General features: G+C 60.5%; 15 protein-coding genes. 8 read left to right on the top strand and 7 right to left on the bottom strand.

Annotated elements, in window-relative coordinates:
• Positions 1-45 precede the first annotated feature (45 nt).
• The 4 genes from Q0859_RS17300 to Q0859_RS17285 are packed head-to-tail and all read left to right on the top strand — an operon-like array spanning position 46 to position 3,971.
• Complete coding sequence (locus Q0859_RS17300; RefSeq protein WP_299153543.1) at positions 46-681, top strand: paraquat-inducible protein A; 636 nt, start codon at positions 46-48, stop codon at positions 679-681.
• Between the two features lie 11 nt (positions 682-692).
• The gene (locus Q0859_RS17295; protein WP_299153701.1) at positions 693-1,325 is read left to right on the top strand and encodes a paraquat-inducible protein A; all 633 of its coding nucleotides are present in this window, start codon (positions 693-695) and stop codon (positions 1,323-1,325) included.
• The gene (locus tag Q0859_RS17290; protein ID WP_299153541.1) at positions 1,318-3,402 is read left to right on the top strand and encodes an MlaD family protein; all 2,085 of its coding nucleotides are present in this window, start codon (positions 1,318-1,320) and stop codon (positions 3,400-3,402) included. Before Q0859_RS17295 ends, Q0859_RS17290 begins: the two co-directional genes overlap by 8 nt.
• A 2-nt stretch (positions 3,403-3,404) precedes the next feature.
• The gene (locus Q0859_RS17285; RefSeq protein ID WP_299153539.1) at positions 3,405-3,971 is read left to right on the top strand and encodes an ABC-type transport auxiliary lipoprotein family protein; all 567 of its coding nucleotides are present in this window, start codon (positions 3,405-3,407) and stop codon (positions 3,969-3,971) included.
• On the opposite strand, the gene Q0859_RS17280 is transcribed toward Q0859_RS17285, so the two are convergent.
• From Q0859_RS17280 to Q0859_RS17265, 4 genes are read right to left on the bottom strand one after another with little or no spacing between them, the layout of a single operon-like run.
• The gene (locus tag Q0859_RS17280) at positions 3,968-4,612 is read right to left on the bottom strand and encodes an ABC-type transport auxiliary lipoprotein family protein (RefSeq protein ID WP_299153537.1); all 645 of its coding nucleotides are present in this window, start codon (positions 4,610-4,612) and stop codon (positions 3,968-3,970) included. The genes Q0859_RS17285 and Q0859_RS17280 overlap by 4 nt on opposite strands.
• Entirely contained in the window at positions 4,609-5,937 is a 1,329-nt protein-coding gene (locus Q0859_RS17275; protein WP_299153535.1) for an MlaD family protein, read from the bottom strand. The genes Q0859_RS17280 and Q0859_RS17275 overlap by 4 nt, the downstream gene beginning before the upstream one ends.
• A gap of 24 nt (positions 5,938-5,961) precedes the next feature.
• On the bottom strand, positions 5,962-6,738 hold the full coding sequence (locus Q0859_RS17270; RefSeq protein ID WP_299153532.1) for an ABC transporter ATP-binding protein: 777 nt from the start codon (positions 6,736-6,738) through the stop codon (positions 5,962-5,964).
• The gene (locus Q0859_RS17265; RefSeq protein WP_299153529.1) at positions 6,735-7,859 is read right to left on the bottom strand and encodes an ABC transporter permease; all 1,125 of its coding nucleotides are present in this window, start codon (positions 7,857-7,859) and stop codon (positions 6,735-6,737) included. Before Q0859_RS17265 ends, Q0859_RS17270 begins: the two co-directional genes overlap by 4 nt.
• 222 nt (positions 7,860-8,081) lie before the next feature.
• Here Q0859_RS17265 and Q0859_RS17260 point away from each other — a divergent pair, with 222 nt between their 5' ends.
• The 4 genes from Q0859_RS17260 to Q0859_RS17245 all read left to right on the top strand — a co-directional run bounded on the left by Q0859_RS17260 (position 8,082) and on the right by Q0859_RS17245 (position 13,535).
• Positions 8,082-9,644 carry a peroxidase family protein gene (locus Q0859_RS17260; protein ID WP_299153526.1) on the top strand — a complete coding sequence of 521 codons (1,563 nt, stop codon included), beginning with the start codon at positions 8,082-8,084 and terminating at the stop codon, positions 9,642-9,644.
• A gap of 188 nt (positions 9,645-9,832) precedes the next feature.
• Entirely contained in the window at positions 9,833-10,798 is a 966-nt protein-coding gene (locus tag Q0859_RS17255; RefSeq protein WP_299153524.1) for a hypothetical protein, read from the top strand.
• Between the two features lie 51 nt (positions 10,799-10,849).
• Complete coding sequence (locus Q0859_RS17250) at positions 10,850-12,682, top strand: peptidoglycan-binding protein (protein WP_299153523.1); 1,833 nt, start codon at positions 10,850-10,852, stop codon at positions 12,680-12,682.
• An 85-nt stretch (positions 12,683-12,767) separates the two neighbouring features.
• Positions 12,768-13,535 carry a hypothetical protein gene (locus Q0859_RS17245; protein WP_299153521.1) on the top strand — a complete coding sequence of 256 codons (768 nt, stop codon included), beginning with the start codon at positions 12,768-12,770 and terminating at the stop codon, positions 13,533-13,535.
• Here the strand turns inward: Q0859_RS17245 and carB are convergent, their stop codons facing one another.
• The 3 genes from carB to Q0859_RS17230 form a co-directional block, all read right to left on the bottom strand.
• Entirely contained in the window at positions 13,536-16,868 is a 3,333-nt protein-coding gene (gene carB, locus Q0859_RS17240; RefSeq protein WP_299153519.1) for a carbamoyl-phosphate synthase large subunit, read from the bottom strand.
• Between the two features lie 145 nt (positions 16,869-17,013).
• Entirely contained in the window at positions 17,014-17,379 is a 366-nt protein-coding gene (locus Q0859_RS17235; RefSeq protein ID WP_299153518.1) for a hypothetical protein, read from the bottom strand.
• Positions 17,380-17,507: 128 nt separating this feature from the next.
• The gene (locus Q0859_RS17230; protein ID WP_299153516.1) at positions 17,508-18,749 is read right to left on the bottom strand and encodes a cyclopropane-fatty-acyl-phospholipid synthase family protein; all 1,242 of its coding nucleotides are present in this window, start codon (positions 18,747-18,749) and stop codon (positions 17,508-17,510) included.
• Positions 18,750-18,805: the final 56 nt, after the last annotated feature.

Below are 18,805 nucleotides of genomic sequence, written 5' to 3'. Positions count from 1 at the left end.
TCCATCACGCCTGTGCGCGCCTGCGAAACCTGCTAAATCAGAGGAATGAGCACAGCGCCCCCGATTCCCCTCGACAAGCTGATCGTGTGTACCCATTGCGATGCGGTCTATGCGCTTGAACGGCCCTCGGCGGGGCAAAAGGCGACATGCGCGCGTTGTGGTACGGTGCTGATCACGCCGCGGCGCAAGGCAGGCTTGCAGATCATCGCAGTCTCCAGTGCGATTGCGATCCTGATCGTGGCGGCGACCGTCTTTCCGTTCCTGTCGATTTCAGCGGGGGGGACCACCAATTCGGTGTCGATCCTTGATGCGGCATTGGCCTTCAGCGACGGGCTGTTGATCGCGCTGGCGCTGGCGACGGCGGCGCTGATCATTTTTGTGCCGCTCGCGCGGGTCTTGCTGACGCTCTACGTGCTGATCCCCATCGTACTCGATTACCCGCCCGTGCGCGGGTCGACACAGGCGTTCCGCTTTGCCGAGGCACTGCGGCCCTGGTCGATGGCCGAAATCTTTGCGCTTGGCTGCGCGGTGGCGTTGATCAAGATCAGTGATCTGGCGGATGTGACCTTTGGGCCTGCTTTCTGGATGTTTTCGGTGTTGGTTGTGTTGGTTGTGGTGCAGGATAATTTCCTGTGTAGGTGGTCGGTATGGACGTCGCTGGACAGAACGCGCAAATCCTGAGCGCCCGCGAGATGGGCGTCGTGGCCTGCCGACGCTGCACCAAGGTGTGGCCTGCGGGCACGACCACCTGCGGGCGTTGCGGCAGCGCGGTTGTGGCGCGTGATACGCTCAGCCTGCAACGGGTCTGGGCGCTGTGGATCGTGGGGTTCATGTGCTACATCCCCGCCAACATGTACCCGATGCTGCAAACGCGCACCCTGCTGAGCGTGCAGGAGGACACCATCGTGGGCGGCGCGATCGAACTGATCCACTACGGCTCTCCGGGGATTGCGTTCATCATCCTGTTTGCGAGTGTCGTGATCCCCATCGGCAAGTTCATGGCCATCGGCTTTCTGGCCATTTCGGTCACGCGGCCCTCGGCTGTGTCCAACCATCACCGCCAGGTGCTTTATGAAGTGGTTGAATACATTGGGCGTTGGTCCATGATCGACATCTTTGTGGTTGCCATCATGTCGTCGCTGGTTCAGTTAAATACATTGGCGGCCATCAATCCGGGTCGCGCCAGTTTGTTCTTTGCGCTTTCGGTGATCTTTACGATGCTGTCCGCGCAGGCCTTTGACAGTCGCATGATCTGGGATGCGCGGGCCGCTCAGAAACGCGATGAGGGTGCCGAGGGGCAAAAGGGACAACCTGCACATGACTGACACGCCCCAACCTGTGAAGATCGAACCCGCGCGCCGCTCCGTGTTTGGGGGTGCGTCCTTTGTCTGGATTATTCCGCTTCTTGCGCTGACCATTGCGATGGCTGTGGCATGGCAAAGTTACAATGATCGCGGCCCGCTGATCGAAATCCAGTTTGAAAACGGCGCGGGCATCAAAAAGCGTGATACCGAGCTGCGTTACCGCGATGTGACCGTGGGCGTTGTCGAGGATGTGAAGTTCACGCCGGGCCTTGATGGTGTGGTGGCCGCGGTGCGTGTGGACAAGGAAATTGCCCCTTTCATCGACGTGGGCGCAAGTTTCTGGATCGTGCGCCCAGAACTGAGCGCGCAAGGGGTCAGCGGCCTCGATACCGTTCTGACGGGTGTCTATGTCGAGGGCGCGTGGGACAGCGAAATCGGCCCGTCGCAGGCCAAGTTCAACGGGCTTCGGGATACGCCCCTGTTCCGCTATGGCCGCGAGGGCTTGCAGATTGCGTTACGCACAACAGGGCAGGGCAGTCTGACCGATGATGCCCCCATTACATTTCGTGGCATCGAGGTGGGGCGGGTCGGCAAGGCTCAGATTTCCCAAAGCGGCAATTTCGCCATCGCCGAGGCGATCATCTATCATCCTCACAGCCGCCTTATTTCCCGCTCGACCCGGTTCTGGGACACCTCCGGGTTTACCTTTTCGGTTGGTCCCGGCGGGGCCGAGATCGACTTTCAGTCGGTTGCCACGTTGCTGAGCGGCGGGTTGACCTTTGACACCTTCGTGTCCAGCGGGGCGCGCGTGTCGGACGGTTATATGTTCGAGGTGTTCGAAGATTCCGAAACAGCGCGGGCGAGCCTGTTCAACGCTTCCGAAGTGCAGCCCCTTGAGATGCGCGTGGTGTTCGAGGAAAACATCTCCGGCCTTGCGGTGGACGCCCCGGTCGAGCTGAGCGGGTTGCAGATTGGCCGTGTGCAGGGCCTGTCCGGTGTCATCGACGAGGACGAGTTCGGGGATGAACGGGTGCGGCTGAACGCGTTGCTTTATATCCAGCCATCACGCCTTGGCCTGCAAGGTGAAACCACCAGCGCGGCCGCCCTTGAATTCCTGAACAAACGGATCGAGGAAGGGCTGCGCGCCCGTCTTGCGGCGGCCAGCCTGTTTGCGGGTGGGCTCAAGATTGAACTTGTGCAGGTCGACGATGCGCCGCCCCCCGCGGGTCAGATCCGGCAGGGCGGTATCCCGATCATTCCCACCACCGAAAGCGAAGTCTCGGATGTGGCCGCCACCGTCGAAGGGGTTGTGGCCCGTATCAACAATCTGCCTGTCGAGGAATTGCTGGACAGCGTGATCCTGTTTCTGAACAGTGCGCGCACTTTTGTGGCCAGCGAAGACCTGCAAGGCATGCCCGAGGCCGTTACCGGATTGCTGGGCGATGTGCGCGGGATCGTGACCTCAGAGGATGTGCAGGATATTCCGGTCAGGTTGAACGCGACCCTGAGCCGCTTTGAGGCCATATTGGCGCAGCTTGAGCGTGACCAGTTCACTACCCAGCTTATTGCGGCCGTGGATGCAGCGGCTGCCGCTGCCGAAGGGGTGACTGCATCGGTGTCCGGCGTGCCTGCCCTGATTGCGCAGGTCGAAGAGATTGCCGCCAAGGCGGCTGCCCTCCCGCTTGAGGAGTTGACCCAAGAGCTGACCGGGCTGACTGCATCCGCCAATGCGGTCCTGTCCACGGATGCGGCGCGCGCATTGCCTGCTGACCTTGGTGCGGCGCTGAACGAAATCAACGCGACCTTGCGCGAATTGCGCGAGGGCGGCGCGGTCGCAAATGTAAATGCCACATTGGTCTCGGCCCGTGATGCGGCGGACGCGGTTGCGCAGTCCACGCAGGATCTGCCATCGCTTGTGGCCCGTGTGAGCGCCGTTCTGGATCAGGCCAGCCGCACGATTGCAGGCTATAACAAGGGCGAGGCGCTCAGCCGGGATGCGCAGGTTGCCTTGCGCGATCTGTCAGAAGCGGCCAGCGCCATCGCTGCACTTGCGCGCACCTTGGAACGCAATCCAAGCGCGCTTATTCGGGGAAGATGACGATGATGGGGATTTTGAAACCGGCCTTGGCCGCCGGGCTGATGCTGCTGGCAGCATGTGGGGCCTCGCCCGACCTTTATGCGGTGACGGCCCCCGAGGTCGCCCAGACGCAGCGCATCGCCTTTCGCAGTGTCGAGGTGCGCGATGTGTCCTTGCCCGCCTATGCAAGCGCCAACGAGATCGCCGTGCAGGACGAAACCGGCAAGCTGGTGACCGATGCCGCTGTGCTGTGGGCGGACGCCCCCGCGCGCGCGGTTTCGCTTGAGCTGGCCCGCAATATCGCAGCTCTGTCCGGTGCGCGCGTCGCCCCCGAGCCGTGGCCGTTTGAGGCCTTCCCGGATGCCCGTCTTGACGTGCGCTTTGAAACACTGGTCGCCAACGCGGCGGGTCAATTCCGCGCCACGGGTCAGTACTTTGTCAGTGTCGCGGACGGGCGGCGCGAACGCTCGGGCGTGTTTGATCTGAGCGTGCCTTACGCAGTCGATGGCGGTCCCCAAGCGATTGCCGCTGCACGGGGGCAGATCATTGCGGACCTGTCGTTGTTCATCGCACGGAACGGGTTGCGCTAGCGCCCCGGAGCGTGCCCGGCGATCTTGCGGATGCTCCATTCCACGGCATCGCGCATGGTATCCCCCAAAGCCTCGTCAAAGGCACCCGCCACATCCGGGGCCGCATCCGTGGGGGAGGCCACAAATTCCTCAAACGATCTTGACGCAATGATCCGATCCGTAAAGGCATCGATGATCTTGATGTTCAGGCGGACGTCGATTTGCAACGCTTCTGACAATGCGCCGGTCGGGACGGTTGCCTGAAATTCGCGAATGTCGGTGACGATCAGATAATCGGCGCGCAACCCGATGGTCGAACTGCCCACGGCTGGCACCTTGCCGGTATTCTCGAAACTTTCGATCAACAGCGCCTGCACGATCAGGGGGGCACGATCGACCCACCGCGCACCCGGCAAATATTGCACCTGAAGGGGTGTGGGCTGCACGGCGATCTGGTCCGTATTGACAGCCGCTGTCGCGGTGGGTGTGTCCACGACAATCTGATATTTAAGGTTGGGCAAACCCGGATCAAATGTGCTTTTGGGGGTCAGAACAAACACTTCTGACGGGATCGTCGCCTGATTGAGGCTGGCAAGCCCGGCGCATCCTCCAAGCAGGATCATTGCGGCAAGGAGGGCGGGCAAACGGCGGGTCGTTTTCATCGGTTGAACTCTGAATTTTGGGTGCCAAGCAGGAAACGGGCGGGATCCCGTTCGATCTTGTTCACAAGACGTTCGAGGTTGGTGACCAGCCCGCGCGCCTCTTCGGTAAGGCGCAGGAATTCAGGCAGGCCAAGGCGTAGAAAGTCGGACAGTTGGCGCTGGTTGCCAGCGACCACATCCTCAAGCGCGCCGGTGAAATTGGCCGCAGAGCGGGAGGCGGCGACCACCTCGGTCGAGATCGTGTCGATGCTGCCGGACGCATTGGTGATCGTGCTGGTAAAGGCGGTGGCCGCGCCGCGCAGGTCCGCGATGATCGCGCTGACGTCATTCTCGATGATCGTGTTTGCCATCGCGAATGTCTGATCGGCAGTGCCAAGCGTGGTGGACGCATCCTGCATCGTCGTGTCGATCTGGGCGAGCGTTTTGGTCGCACTCTCAAAGGCACCTGTTGCACTGCGCAAGGTATCCGTCCCGTCATCGGCCAATGTGTCAAGGCGTGCGGCAATACGGCTGGTGTCCTCACCCACGCTTGTGATGACGCCGTTCGCCGTCAGGATCGTCGTGCGCGCGTCCCGGGCCAGTGGGGTCAGTTCGTCTACCGTGAAGGTGTTGATGGTGTTCAATGTGCCTTTTGCGGTGTCCAATGCGCTGGTGGCGCGCATCAACGTCTCATCTGCGGTGTCGGCCAGCAGATCAAGCCGTTCGGCAAAGCCCGCCACATTGCGCGCCGCACTGCCAAGGTCGGCAGACAGGCTTTCGAAATCGCGCAGCACTGTGTCCAGCCGCCCCGAGGACACCGCCAGATTTTCGAGAATGCTGGCGACTGCCATCTTGTTGTCATCGTCAAAGACGTCGTTGATGTTGTCGAGCAGGGTCACGGCCCGGTCCAGCACCTTGGGTGCGCCGTCAAAAACTGATTGGAGTGCCGTCCGCTCGGACGGGATCATACCGTCGTCGGGCAGGGGGGCGGATTGTTCATCCCCCCCTTTGAGGGCCACATAGCTTACCCCGGTCACGCCCTGGGATTGCAGGCGTGCGATGGTGTCTGCATTCACGGGCGTGTCCGCGCTGACCTCGATCTGGACCCGTACGTGATCGGCATTTTCCCCATCCAGTGCGATGTCGATCACCTGCCCGACCGGCACCCCGTTATAGCGTACGTCGCTGGCAGACCCGAGGCCCGTCACATCGTCGAACCGGATATCGTAATAGGCGTATTGGCGATCCACCTCGACCTTGGCGAGCCATAATAACAGCCCGAGTGTGCCCAGAATACCTGCCAGCGTGAACAGCCCGATCAGCATGTAGTTGGCTTTGGTCTCCATGTGGCAGCGGCTCCTTTTTTCCGGTCAGGTTTTGCTTTGCGCCGCGCGCGCGCGCGGGCCGGTGAAATATTCCTGGACCCACGGGTGATCCACATCTGTCATGCCCTCGATGGGCCCCTCGACCAGCACCTTCTTTTCCGCCAGTACCGCAATTCTGTCGCAGATCGCATAAAGAGAGTCGAGGTCATGGGTGACCATAAAGACCGTAAGCCCAAGCGAGCGTTTCAACTCATCGATCAGATCGTCATATGCCGCCGCCCCGATGGGATCGAGGCCTGCGGTCGGTTCGTCCAGAAACACGATTTCAGGATCCAGTGATAGTGCGCGGGCAAGGGCCGCACGTTTGCGCATCCCCCCCGACAACTCGGATGGCAGCTTGCCGCAGGCCAATGGCGGCAATCCCACGAGGCTGATCTTGAGCTGGCCCAAGGCGCACATCAACGCATGGCTGAGGTTCAAATGCTCGCGCATGGGTGCCATCACGTTCTGCATGACCGTCAGCGAAGAAAACAGCGCCCCGTCCTGAAAGGCGACACCCCATCGCCGCTCAGCCTGCAAGCGTTCCGCCCGGCTGCCGTGCAGCACGTCCGCGCCCAGCACATTGATGGTGCCGGCGGCAGGTTGGTTGAGGCCGACAATGGTGCGCAACAGCACGGATTTGCCCGTACCGGACCCACCCACGATGCCCAGCACTTCGCCCCGCCACACATCCAGATCAAGGTTGTCATGCACGACCTGAGTGCCGAACCGGTTGACCAGCCCGCGCACCTTGATGACCGCTTCGCGCTCGGTGTCGCTCACAAACCGATCTCCGCAAAAAAGATGGAAAACATTGCGTCGACCACGATCACCAGAAAGATGGATTGCACCACGGATATAGTTGTCTGATGCCCCACACTGTCCGCCGATCCGCGCACCTGCATGGCCTGCCAGCACGACACGACCCCGATCACGGCGGCAAAGAACGGTGCCTTGATCATGCCGATGGCCAGATGCCAGACATCCGTGTTTTCCTGAAGGCGTGTGACGAACATGCCCGGGCTGACGCCCAACTCGATCCAGCTCATCAATGCACCGCCGATCAGCCCCGAGATATTGGCGATGAACCCCAGGATCGGTAACATGATGATCAGTGCGATGACACGGGGCAGCACCAGAACCTCCATGGGGTCGAGGCCAAGGGTGCGCATCGCGTCCAGCTCTTCACGCACCTTCATGGACCCGATGGATGCAGTAAAGGCCGACCCCGACCGCCCCGCCACAATGATCGCCGTCAGAAGGATGCCAAGTTCGCGCAGGATCGAAATCGCGATCAGGTCCACCACAAACACCTCGGCCCCGAACTGACGTAGTTGCGAAGCCCCCTGAAAGGACAGCACAACCCCAATCAGAAAGCTCATCAGCACGACGATCGGGATTGCGTTGAACCCGGCGTCCTGCATCTGGCTGACAAGGGCGGCGGGGCGCCACCGTCTGGGGCGCAGAATGTTGCCAAACAGGCTGGCCAGCATCTCGCCCGTGAAGCTGAGCAGGGACGCCATCAAGGCCCCCACACCCGCCGTTTTCGCACCAACGACAGAAATCCACACGAGCAAGCCGCGCGGAATGTCCTCGACCCCTTTTTCTGACGGCAGTGCCTCGCGCACGGTGCGCAACAGGGCGGTGCGATCTGCGTCAGCCCCGGTCAGATCGACGGTCACGCCATCCCCTTCCAGACGCGCCTGCAAGTGTGCAATCAGCCACGCACCGCCCGTATCCAGCGCGTCAAGGGCGCTCAGATCAAGGCGGAGCGACGGGCCATTGACGGTGGTGCCGGAAAACGCGTCTTCGACAAGGTTCAGGTACTGCGTCACCAATCGCCCGGTCAGCCGCACAGTCGGCTGTCCGTCGCGATCCTCAAAGGTGAAGGTGGGCTGTGCCATAACGGGTCCCGACGGTGTAAGGCTTTGCATTTGATTGTATTTTCGCGATCTGATCAGATCATAGCCGAGGACCACACGAAACGCCATGCGGTCTGTGGGGGTGGGCGCATTGGCGGATTCCCGCGGCCCCTAAATGGGGGCGGCGTTCAACTATTGCTGGAAATGCACGCGGTGTTGGGAGATGATCACCGGATTATTCATCCTATTTTCGAGCGTCCCATTATGCCTTCTTTCTCTTATTCCATCCGCAAGATCCTCTTTTCCATCGTCGAGGCGATGCCGCCTCTGGATGCGTGGGTGAACCGTTGGGCGATCAATCGCGTCGTCAAACGCGCCCGCTTTCGCCCCCATCCGCTCAGCACGGAACGGGATTATGTGTCGTGGCAAGGCCTGACCGATCGCCGGTGGAGCGCGCGGCATCTGCCGCCCCGCCCTCGCGAAAATGCGCCCGATCCGACAGCCTTGCGCGATCTGTTTGCGCGGCGTGCGGGTGCGCAACGTCTGTGCCCCAAATCGACCTGCCTGTTTCCCGCCTTTGCCCAGTACCTCACAGATGGATTCATCCGCACGGAATCCGAAACGCTGACTCCCGATGGGCATGGGCCGGAGAGCCGGCTGAAACGCAACACCTCCAACCACGAGATCGACCTGTGTCCGCTGTATGGGCGCAGGCAGGATCAAACGAACGCCTTGCGCCTGAAATCGTCCGATGCGGGCCAGCGGGGCCGCCTCAAATCGCAGATGATCAATGGCGAGGAATACGCGCCCTTCCTCTATGCCAAGGGCAAGCTGGACCCGCAATTTGCCGTGCTCGATCCGCCCTTGGGCGACAGTTCCATCGACGATGCCCGCCGCACTACCCTGTTTGCGTTTGGAGGGGACCGGGCCAATTCGGTGCCGCAGGTCTCGATGCTCAACACCTTGTTCCTGCGTGAACACAATCGGCTTGCAGGCGAGATCGAGGGCGCACATCCCGGCTGGGACGACGACCGCGTGTTTGAGACGACCCGCAACGCTGTGATCGTGTTGTTCATCAAGATGGTGGTCGAGGACTACATCAACCATATCTCGCCACTGCCTTTTACCTTGCGTGCTGATCCGTCGGTGGCGTGGCGCGCGCCGTGGAACAAGCCCAACTGGATCACCACTGAATTCAGCCTGCTTTATCGCTGGCACGCCCTGATCCCCGACCAGGTCAAGTGGGGCGGAGAGATGCACCCCGTCCACCACACCTTTATGAACAACGCGCTGCTGATTGATCATGGGCTCAAACGCGCCTTTTCCGGCGTCAGCCAAACCCAGGCCGCCGAGTTGGGGCCGCGCAATACCGCCGAACATCTGCTGCACATCGAAGAGGCGTCGATCAGGCAGGATCGGTTCTGCCAGCTGGCCAGTTTTTCGGATTATTGCGCCTATATGGGGCAGGACCGGCCCGCGACCTTCGAGGCGATCTCGTCCGACCCGGAGGTGGCCGCCGCACTGGCCGAACACTATGACAGCCCGCGCGACGTGGACTTTCACGTCGGTCTGTTCTGCGAAGATCGGGTGCCCAACAGCCCGCTGCCCAATCTGGTGCTTTTGTTTGTGGCTCTGGACGCGTTCAGTCAGGCGTTCAGCAACCCGCTGTTGTCCGAACACGTGTTCAGACGCGAGACGTTCTCGGGGCCGGGATGGGACGCGATCCACAGCACCGATACGATCCGCGATATCGTTGAACGCAATGTAGAAGGCGGCGTGGCCGGGACCTTTATCGCGATGACGCGGGATGAGTGGCGGCCCGAATAACCTGGCCAAATGGGCAGTGCGCATCGCTGTCCAAGGCTGTGGCCGATGCGCCGCACTGCGTTCAACTTATGGGTGCGAGGGCCATAAAACCGTTGGCGTAAGCGCCGTGCGGTAGTTTTCTGTTCATATAAATACCGATTGTTAGTTCTCGTTTTTTTGCTCGATCCATTTTTCAAAAGGAGCCTGTCGTGTTTCCTTTCAACTCCAAACCGTTGGCCCGCCTGTGCGCCGTGACATTTGCCTTGCTGGTCTTGTCGGCCTGTATCCGCCCCGGTGCCAATGAATTTGCGGTCTATCAGGCCTCGTTCAATCAGTCCTATCAGGTCGGCCAATCCGTCCTCGACAAGCTGGCCGTGGCCGAACGCAAGGCGTTCGAAAATGGCCGCGCACCCATCACGCCCCGCACTGTCTACTTTGATCCGGATGAGGCGCGGTATCTTGCGCCGGGTATTGATCCGCCTGCGACGGCCTCCTTGCGCAAGTCGCTGGACATACTGAACACCTACACCCAGACAGTCTCGGGGTTGGCCACAGGGGAGTCCGCGACGACGCTGGCCAATCGCCTCACCCAGATCGGAACGCAAGCGACGTCCTTGGGCGCACGTGTCGTTGCCCCGGTTGGGCCCGGACAAAGGGCTGTGATCGACAGTCTGGCCACCCGCGCGCAGCCCTTGCGCGCGCTTGAGCCTGCAACGACGGCCGCCTTTGGTGTGCTGACCCGTGCAGAGTTTCAAAAGACGGTGGTCGAACAGGCACCCACCATTGATGCGATATTTGACAAGCTGATTGCGCTGACCGGCACCACGGCGGCACCCGGCGCGGGCGGCAAGATCAGCACCGATCCCAAACGCGCCTGCTTTGAGGCGGCGACGACGTCGATCTTTTGCGTGCTGATCGGGGACTTGCTTTTTGACCGCGACACGATCAGCGGCCTGCGTGGGTTTTCGCAAGCCGAAGTGGCGCGGATCGAAGGGTTGCAGGTGTTGTTGGCCAATTGGGTTGTCCTGCTGGAAAACACACGCATCGCCTTGGCCCAATCGGTCGATGCCATCGAAAACCGTCAGTCCCGCGCGAATTCGGCCAGTATTTTGCAGACCATTGCCGAGATGGACGCGGCGGCCCAAGGGGTGCGCGCCGCCCTCGCTGCTCAATAGATTACGCCCCTATTTTCAGGGCACCAGACATTTCAGAGGAGGACATTTGATATGGTCACGCTTGAGGATATCCTCGCGTTAAAGGACGAGGCACGCCAGAAATACGTCAAAGCCAGCGCCGAGAACCGCCAAGAGGAGATGGTGCGCCTTGAGGCGCTCTATGATGACCTGAAACGGGCCGAGCAGCGGTTTCGCCTTGGTCAACTGGCCAATGCTGCCGCCGAGATTGCAGGGCTGGCGGACCGGTTGGATCAGGCCACGGGCGAGTTGCAACATAAAGTCGACACGATGTTCCTTGAAGACCTCAAGGCGGCGGCGGATGCGCTTGCGGAAAAGGCGGGAACGATGATCCGCAAGGTGCGTCACCACCCCGCACCTGAAGTCGATCCGGACCCGACCCCTGTTGTCGCGACCCCTGCGCCGGATCCGAACCCGCTGCCTGTGGTAGATAGCCCGGATGGTCCACCTCTCACGGCCAAGGACTACCAGGCCTGCTTTGACGCGGTGCAATTGCGCGACGCGTGGCTTGATCGGATCGACGGTGTGGTTGATCTGATGACGAAACCTGATCGCACCATTCGCTATCGGCGGGTCGAGCAGATGACGGGCGTTCCGTGGTGGGTCGTGTGCATCATTCACATGCTTGAGGCGAGCGCGAATTTCAAATTGCATCTGCACAACGGTGACCCGCTCAGCGCGCCAACCGTGCGGGTCCCTGCGGGGCGTCCCGAAAGCTGGCGGGTGGGCATGACGTGGGCCGAAAGCGCTGCGGACGCGTTGATCGGGGCGGGGCGCAGCCTTGGCAGTGTCACTGATTGGTCCGTTGGTTCTGCCCTCGAGGTGCTTGAGCGCTACAACGGTCTTGGCTATCGCAAACGTGGCCGGATGAGCCCCTATTTGTGGAGCGGGTCCGAGTATTTCGACAAAGGGAAATACGTTGCGGACGGCAAGTTTGATCCCAATGCGGTGTCCCAGCAGGTTGGGGCGGCCTGTTTGCTCAAGCGTATGATTGACCGGGATCTTGTGACGCTGTCGGCGCAACGCAAGGTGATCTCGGTCGCGCCTGCCGGGGTGCTGGGCAGCACCGATATGGCCACGCTGGATCTCAGCCCCTTTCCGCATGCCGCTAAGGAGATCGATTTTCCCGGCACACACAATCAACACTTTGGCAAGGGCACCGTCGGCATGACCGCCCGACGCATTCAGGAATGGTGTGATCTGCATGGGATTTCCACGGCCATTGACGATGATTTTGGCGAGGGAACATTAAAAAGCGTGTCCCGTTTTCAGCAGCGCAACGCCCTGCCGGTCACGGGCGAGGTGGACCGCGAAACATGGCTGTTGCTGACCGCGCCGATGCGTCGTGCCCTGATGCCCGCCACCGTCGAGGCGGATTTGAACGCCACTTACCTCAAGATCGCGCGCCAGCACATCGCCCAGACCCCGCAGGAGCGTGCGGGCCAAAACCGTGGCCCTTGGGTGCGCCTGTATATGAAGGGGCGCGAGGGGGATGCGCAGCTGTGGTGTGCGGGTTTTGTGTCAACCCTCGCCGCCCAGGCCGCGCGTGATATGGGCATCAAGATGCCATTCAAACGGCAGGTCAGCTGCGACCAACTGGTCAAGGACGCCAAAGCGGCGGGCCGATTCCTTAGCGAGGCGGCGGTAAGGGATGCAAACCTGCGCCCCTCCAAGATCTTGCCGGGCATGCTGTTTGTGATCCGTAAATCGGCCAATGACTGGAACCATGTTGGCATCGTTTCAAACGCGAACCGGGGTGATTTTGATACTATCGAAGGGAACACAAATGGCAGCAATAACAACGGTGGCGAGGCCAAGGCATCGACCCGAAACTACGTGAAAAAGGATTTTATTCGTCTGGTGTGACAGGTGTTAAGCGCGCGGTAAGGTCGATGGGCTACTGAATGCACCCATGCGGACGCTGTTATCATATCTGCTTTGTTGTCTGGTTATGGTGCCGATGTCCGGGGCGGCGCAGCCGGTCTCGATGGTGCATGTTCTGGATCAGGTGGTATTGACGCATCGCATTGCCAAGTCGGCCTGTCTTGTCCTCATGGGTGCCGAGGCGGATATACATGCCGAGGATATCGAGAGGTCTTCGACCGCTCTTGATGCGGGTCTGGAACGCCTTTTGGCGACCAGCGGGGCCGAGGATCGAAATCAGATCAAAAGCCTGCGCGATATCGGGCACACGATGTCCCTGTCAGCCAAACAGGTCGCGGCAGGTGATATGCACACCGTTCCTGCGGGTCTGCTTTTGCGTTTTAACCCGATTGTGTCCAACACGCTTGGCGACATCGCAAGCCGGACGAGCGTGCCTACCGCGTTGAAGGAGATGCGATCCGCTTACCGCGCGGTGCACCGGATGCGCGCAATATCCCAACAGGTACAGCGTGACTTATGTTTGCTGGAGACCGATCTTGCCTGGTCGGGTGCCGCAGATGTCATGGCAGACCATATTGTTGAGTTTGAACAAACGCTTGAGGATTTGATAGACGGCAACCCCGCCAGGTCCATTATCAAAGCACCCAGCATTCATATCAAGATCACGTTGGGCAAAGTCGCCAGCAAATGGGTCACGTTGGCCCCCATTCTGCGGCAGGCCGCACGAGACGATCCTGTCGATATGCGCGATATCCAACTGGCGTCGGTTCTGGGTGATGCGATCCTCAGGAATTTGAACGACGTCGCAGTCCGGTTTGACAGGCTGATCGAGTGATCAACCCTGCAGTGCCTTTACCCCGACATCGCCTTGCGCTTGTTCGCGAATGGCGAGTGCGGCCGCATAGGCCCCTGCCGCCGTGGTGAAATAGGGGATCTTGTCGTAAAGCGCGATAGAGCGGATTGATTTGGAATCCTCGACTGCCTGCGCCCCTTCGGTCGTGTTGAGGACCAGTTGGATCCGCCCGTCTTTCATCATGTCGGTGACGTCCGGGCGGCCCTCATAGACCTTGTTCACCACGCCGCAGTTGACCGCCTGTTCAGTCAACCAGGCCGAGGTGCCCCGGGTCGCGACAAGCGTGAAGCCGAGGCCTGTGAGGATGTGTGCGGCCTCAAGCATCTCGGGCGTTTTGTCCATATCCTTGATCGAGATGAAGGCACAGCCGCTGTCGGGCAGCACCATCCCTGCGCCCATCTGCGCCTTGAGGAAGGCGCGCCCAAATGTGCGATCCCAACCCATGACCTCACCTGTGGAACGCATTTCGGGACCCAGGATCGTATCGACGCCGGGGAAGCGCGCAAAAGGCAGCACGGCCTCTTTTACCGAAAACCACGGCATGTTGGGGTCGGCCAGCGTCATCGGATCGCCCAAGGGCAGCACCGCGTCATAGCTTGTGTTTGCATCATAAGGCGCGCGCAGCGGGAAGTTGGACAACGGCTCGCCTGCCATGATGCGCGCCGCGATAGAGGCAATTGCACTGTCGGTGGACTTGGCCACAAAGGGCACGGTGCGCGAGGCCCGTGGGTTCACTTCGATCAGGTAAATGTCGTCGCCCTGCACCGCGAACTGGATGTTCATCAGGCCAACCACGTTCAGCGCCTTGGCGAGCGCGCGGGTCTGTACTTCGATCTCGGCGATCACGTCCTTGCCAAGCGAGTAAGGGGGGAGCGAACAGGCGCTGTCGCCCGAGTGCACGCCCGCCTCTTCGATGTGCTGCATGATGCCGGCGACATGCACGTCGGTGCCGTCACACAGCGCGTCCACATCCAATTCGACGGCGCCGGACAAATAGCTATCGAGCAGCACGGGGCTGTCGCCCGACACCACCACGGCTTCGGAAATATAGCGGCGCAATTGGCCCATATCGCGCACGATTTCCATGGCCCGGCCACCCAAGACATAGGACGGGCGGATCACCAGTGGGAAGCCGATATCTTCTGCGATTTCAAGTGCTTCATCGTCTGAATGCGCAATCCCGTTCTTAGGTTGTTTCAGGCCAAGATCCTGCACCAGCTTTTGAAAGCGCTCGCGGTCTTCGGCCAGATCAATGGCATCGGGTGTGGTGCCAAGGATTGGGATACCCGCCTCTTCCAACGCATTGGCAAGTTTCAACGGGGTCTGCCCGCCAAACTGCACGATCACACCGTGCAATGTGCCGTTTTCCTGCTCGACGCGCATGATTTCCATCACGTGTTCAAAGGTCAGCGGCTCGAAATACAATCTATCGGACGTGTCATAATCGGTCGATACCGTCTCGGGGTTGCAGTTGATCATAATCGTCTCATAGCCCGCATCCGTGAGCGCGAAACAGGCGTGACAACAGCAATAGTCAAACTCGATCCCTTGCCCGATCCGGTTTGGGCCACCGCCCAGGATCACGACCTTCTTGCGATCCGAAGGGCGCGCCTCGCATTCGGCATCGCCGAACACAGGGGTTTCGTAGGTCGAGTACATGTAGGGCGTCTGCGCCTCGAACTCAGCCGCACAGGTGTCGATCCGTTTGAACACGGCGTGTACCCCAAGGCTGTCACGTGCCGTGCGGACATATTGTTCGGACTGTTCTGTCAGCGTGGCCAAACGTGCATCGGTGAAGCCCATCATCTTGAGCGCGCGCAGGCCCTCTTCGCTGTCGGGCAGCCCGTCACGGCGCACGCTGTCTTCGGTGTCGACAATCTCGCGCAGACGCGCGAGGAACCATGGGTCAAACATCGTGACTCCGTGGATTTCATCGTCCGACAGTCCGTGCCGCATGGCCTGTGCGATCAGGCGCAACCGGTCCGGTGTCTGGATCGAGATGGCTTTGACCACGGCCGCCTTGTCCGGCGCGCCAGGAATGTCGATATCATCAAGACCGGTGAGCCCGGATTCCATGGACGCAAGCGCCTTGAGCAAGGATTCGTGGAAGGTGCGCCCGACGGCCATCACCTCGCCCACAGACTTCATCGCGGTGGTTAGCGTTGCCTCGGCCCCTGGGAACTTCTCAAAGGCGAATTTGGGAATCTTGGTGACGACATAGTCGATGGTCGGCTCGAACGATGCGGGCGTCACCTTGGTGATGTCATTGTCCAACTCATCGAGCGTATAGCCTACCGCCAGTTTGGCCGCGATCTTGGCAATCGGAAACCCTGTCGCCTTGGACGCCAGCGCAGAGGAGCGCGACACACGCGGGTTCATCTCGATCACGACCATGCGCCCGTCTTCGGGGTTGATCGCCCATTGCACGTTGGACCCACCCGTTTCGACGCCGATCTCGCGCAGCACCGCAATCGAGTGATTGCGCATGATCTGGTATTCCTTGTCTGTGAGCGTCAGGGCAGGGGCCACGGTGATGGAATCCCCTGTATGCACGCCCATCGGGTCCACGTTTTCGATGGAACAGACGATGATGGCGTTGTCGGCCGTGTCTCGCACCACCTCCATCTCGTATTCTTTCCAACCGAGCAGCGATTCATCGACCAGGATTTGACCCACGGGGCTGGCATCCATGCCCGAGCGGCAGATCGCCTCGTAATCATCGCGGTTGTACGCAACGCCGCCGCCCGTGCCGCCAAGGGTAAAGGCGGGGCGTATGATGGCGGGCAGGCCGATGTCTTCGAGCGATTGCAAGGCGATCGCGACCCCGGCGGCGAGATCCTTTTTGCCGTTCGCATCAACAGGTGCGGTCACGATGGTGGCGCGGGGATTTTCGATGCCAAGGCGGTCCATCGCCTCACGAAACAGCTTGCGGTCTTCGGCCATTTCAATGGCTTCGCGCTTGGCCCCGATCATCTCGACGCCGAATTTGTCCAGCACGCCCATCTCTTCGAGTGCGAGCGAAGTGTTCAGCCCGGTCTGCCCGCCCATCGTCGGCAGCAGCGCATCGGGGCGTTCTTTTTCGATGATCTTGGCGACGACCTCGGGGGTGATCGGTTCGATATAGGTGGCGTCCGCAAGCCCGGGGTCGGTCATAATGGTGGCCGGGTTCGAGTTGACCAGAACAACCCGGTATCCTTCTTCGCGCAGGGCTTTGCAGGCTTGAGCGCCGGAATAGTCGAACTCGCAGGCCTGGCCAATGACGATGGGGCCTGCGCCGATGATCATAATCGTGTTGATATCGGTTCTTTTTGGCATGCTGACCCCCTGCGTGCAAATTGTCTGCGTTATAGGGATGGGGTCGGAAGGTGCAAGAGGTTGGAAGGGGTCGTAGCCCTGAATCTGCGATCCGCGTGCGGGTTCACATCGTTTTGCCAGTGGGGCGCAGGGCTCCCTGCGGGGTTTAGCCGCCGATCAGCCGGCTGAAGAACGAGCGCGGCTTGGCGGCGGGTTCTGGCGTCGCCTCGATCTGGCCGCGGATAGAGGCCGGAATGGCCGTGGGTGGTGATGTGATTTCTGCCTCGAACTGAGGGGCCGAGCTGGCCTTGAGCACCGGTTTGGCGACGGCAGGTTTGCGTGGTGCAGGTGCGGCACCGCGCAGATGCGGGGGCTGTTGCAACTCGGATTTCGGCATCGCCATGCGCAATGTGACAGCTCTGGCAAATGTGTCCTTCTCCTCGGCGATCAATTCCTTGATCGACTTCATGGTGAAGGCGGTCGGCTCTTTGGCTGACACGCTTTTCATGGGTTCGCGTTGACCGTATTCCATTTGCTGTCCTCCCGATTTGCGGGTCCGTCTGGTGTTGCACAGCGCAAGCGAGGGGCCTGCGCACGCCAAAGCTGCCCGCCAATCGTGGTTATTTCGTGGTCAGATCGTGGAAGTAAGGCGGCACCTGCCTACTGTGCCATTTCGCGCACAGGTGTCGGTTTGGCGGCGGTGTCGGCTGCATATATATAGTCGCGCGTCAGGGGGACCGCCGTGCGCTTGTGCGCCAGTTGCAGGTGGTAGACGGCTTGCATCTGGTGTTCGAATGCGAGGATACAGACCGTCAGATAGTATCGGAACATGCGCACGAACCGGTCGTCATACATGCTGCTGATCTCATGGATATTTTCATCAAAACGGTTGCGCCATTGCCGGATTGTCCTGGCATAATGAAGCCGCCAGATTTCGATATCGGTTTGCCACAGCCCCGACTTTTCCATGGGCAATGCGAGTTCGGACAGCGAGGGGACATAGCCTCCCGGAAAGATATATTTGTTGATCCACGAACTATGCGCCATCGGCGGCGCGGATCGCCCGATTGTGTGAACCAGCGCAACTCCGTCGGGGTCCAACAGGTCGGCTACACGCTCGAAATAGGTGTCAAAGTTTGGCACCCCTACATGTTCCAGCATCCCCACAGATACGATCCGGTCAAAGGTGCCGCTGACGTGGCGATAATCCTGAAGGTTAAAATGGATGCGGTCCGACAGCCCCGCCGCATCCGCCCGTTTCTGCGCGGTGGCGAGCTGGTTTTCGCTGAGTGTGATGCCGGTGACGTCACACCCGTATTCCCCCGCAAGGGTCAACGCCATCCCGCCCCACCCGCACCCGATGTCGAGCACACGCATCCCCGGCCTGATGCACAACTTGGCAGCGATATGGGCTTTCTTGGCGGCCTGGGCTTCTTCCAGCGTCATGGTGTCATCGCGGAAATAGGCGCAGGAATATTGCATGTCGGCGTCCAGAAACATCGCATAGAGGTCGTCGGAGATATCGTAATGGTGTGCCACGTTCTGGCGCGAGGCGCGTGGCGCGTTGCGCTGCACAAAGCTGCGCATGTGAAACCGTGCCCGGTCAGCCATCAGCATCCAAGACGGCAGCCTGCCGGAGAATCGGTTGCGGATGATGATCTTGAGCACGTCATCCAGCGTGCACTCTTGCGGTGTGATCCGCCCGTCCATGTAGCCCTCACCCAAGCCCAGATCAGGGTTCAGGATCAGGGCGCGCACTGTGGTGTTGCCTGTCAGTGCCAAGTGGGCCTCGTCCCCGGTGGCGGGGCCATAGTCGCGGGTCGTTCCATCGGGATAGGTGACGCTCAGGCGGTCCTGCACAATCATACCCGTCAAAAACTGGTCCAGCAGCTTGTCCCACATTGCCTTACCCCTTGATCAACCGTCTGGTCGTAAAGTTGGTATTGCAGGGGGGGTTA

This window comes from uncultured Tateyamaria sp. (genome assembly GCF_947497045.1).
Taxonomy (GTDB): Bacteria; Pseudomonadota; Alphaproteobacteria; order Rhodobacterales; family Rhodobacteraceae; genus Tateyamaria.
The sequence above is the reverse complement of the archived record's forward strand: the minus strand, read 5'-3'. Positions and strand labels throughout refer to the sequence as shown.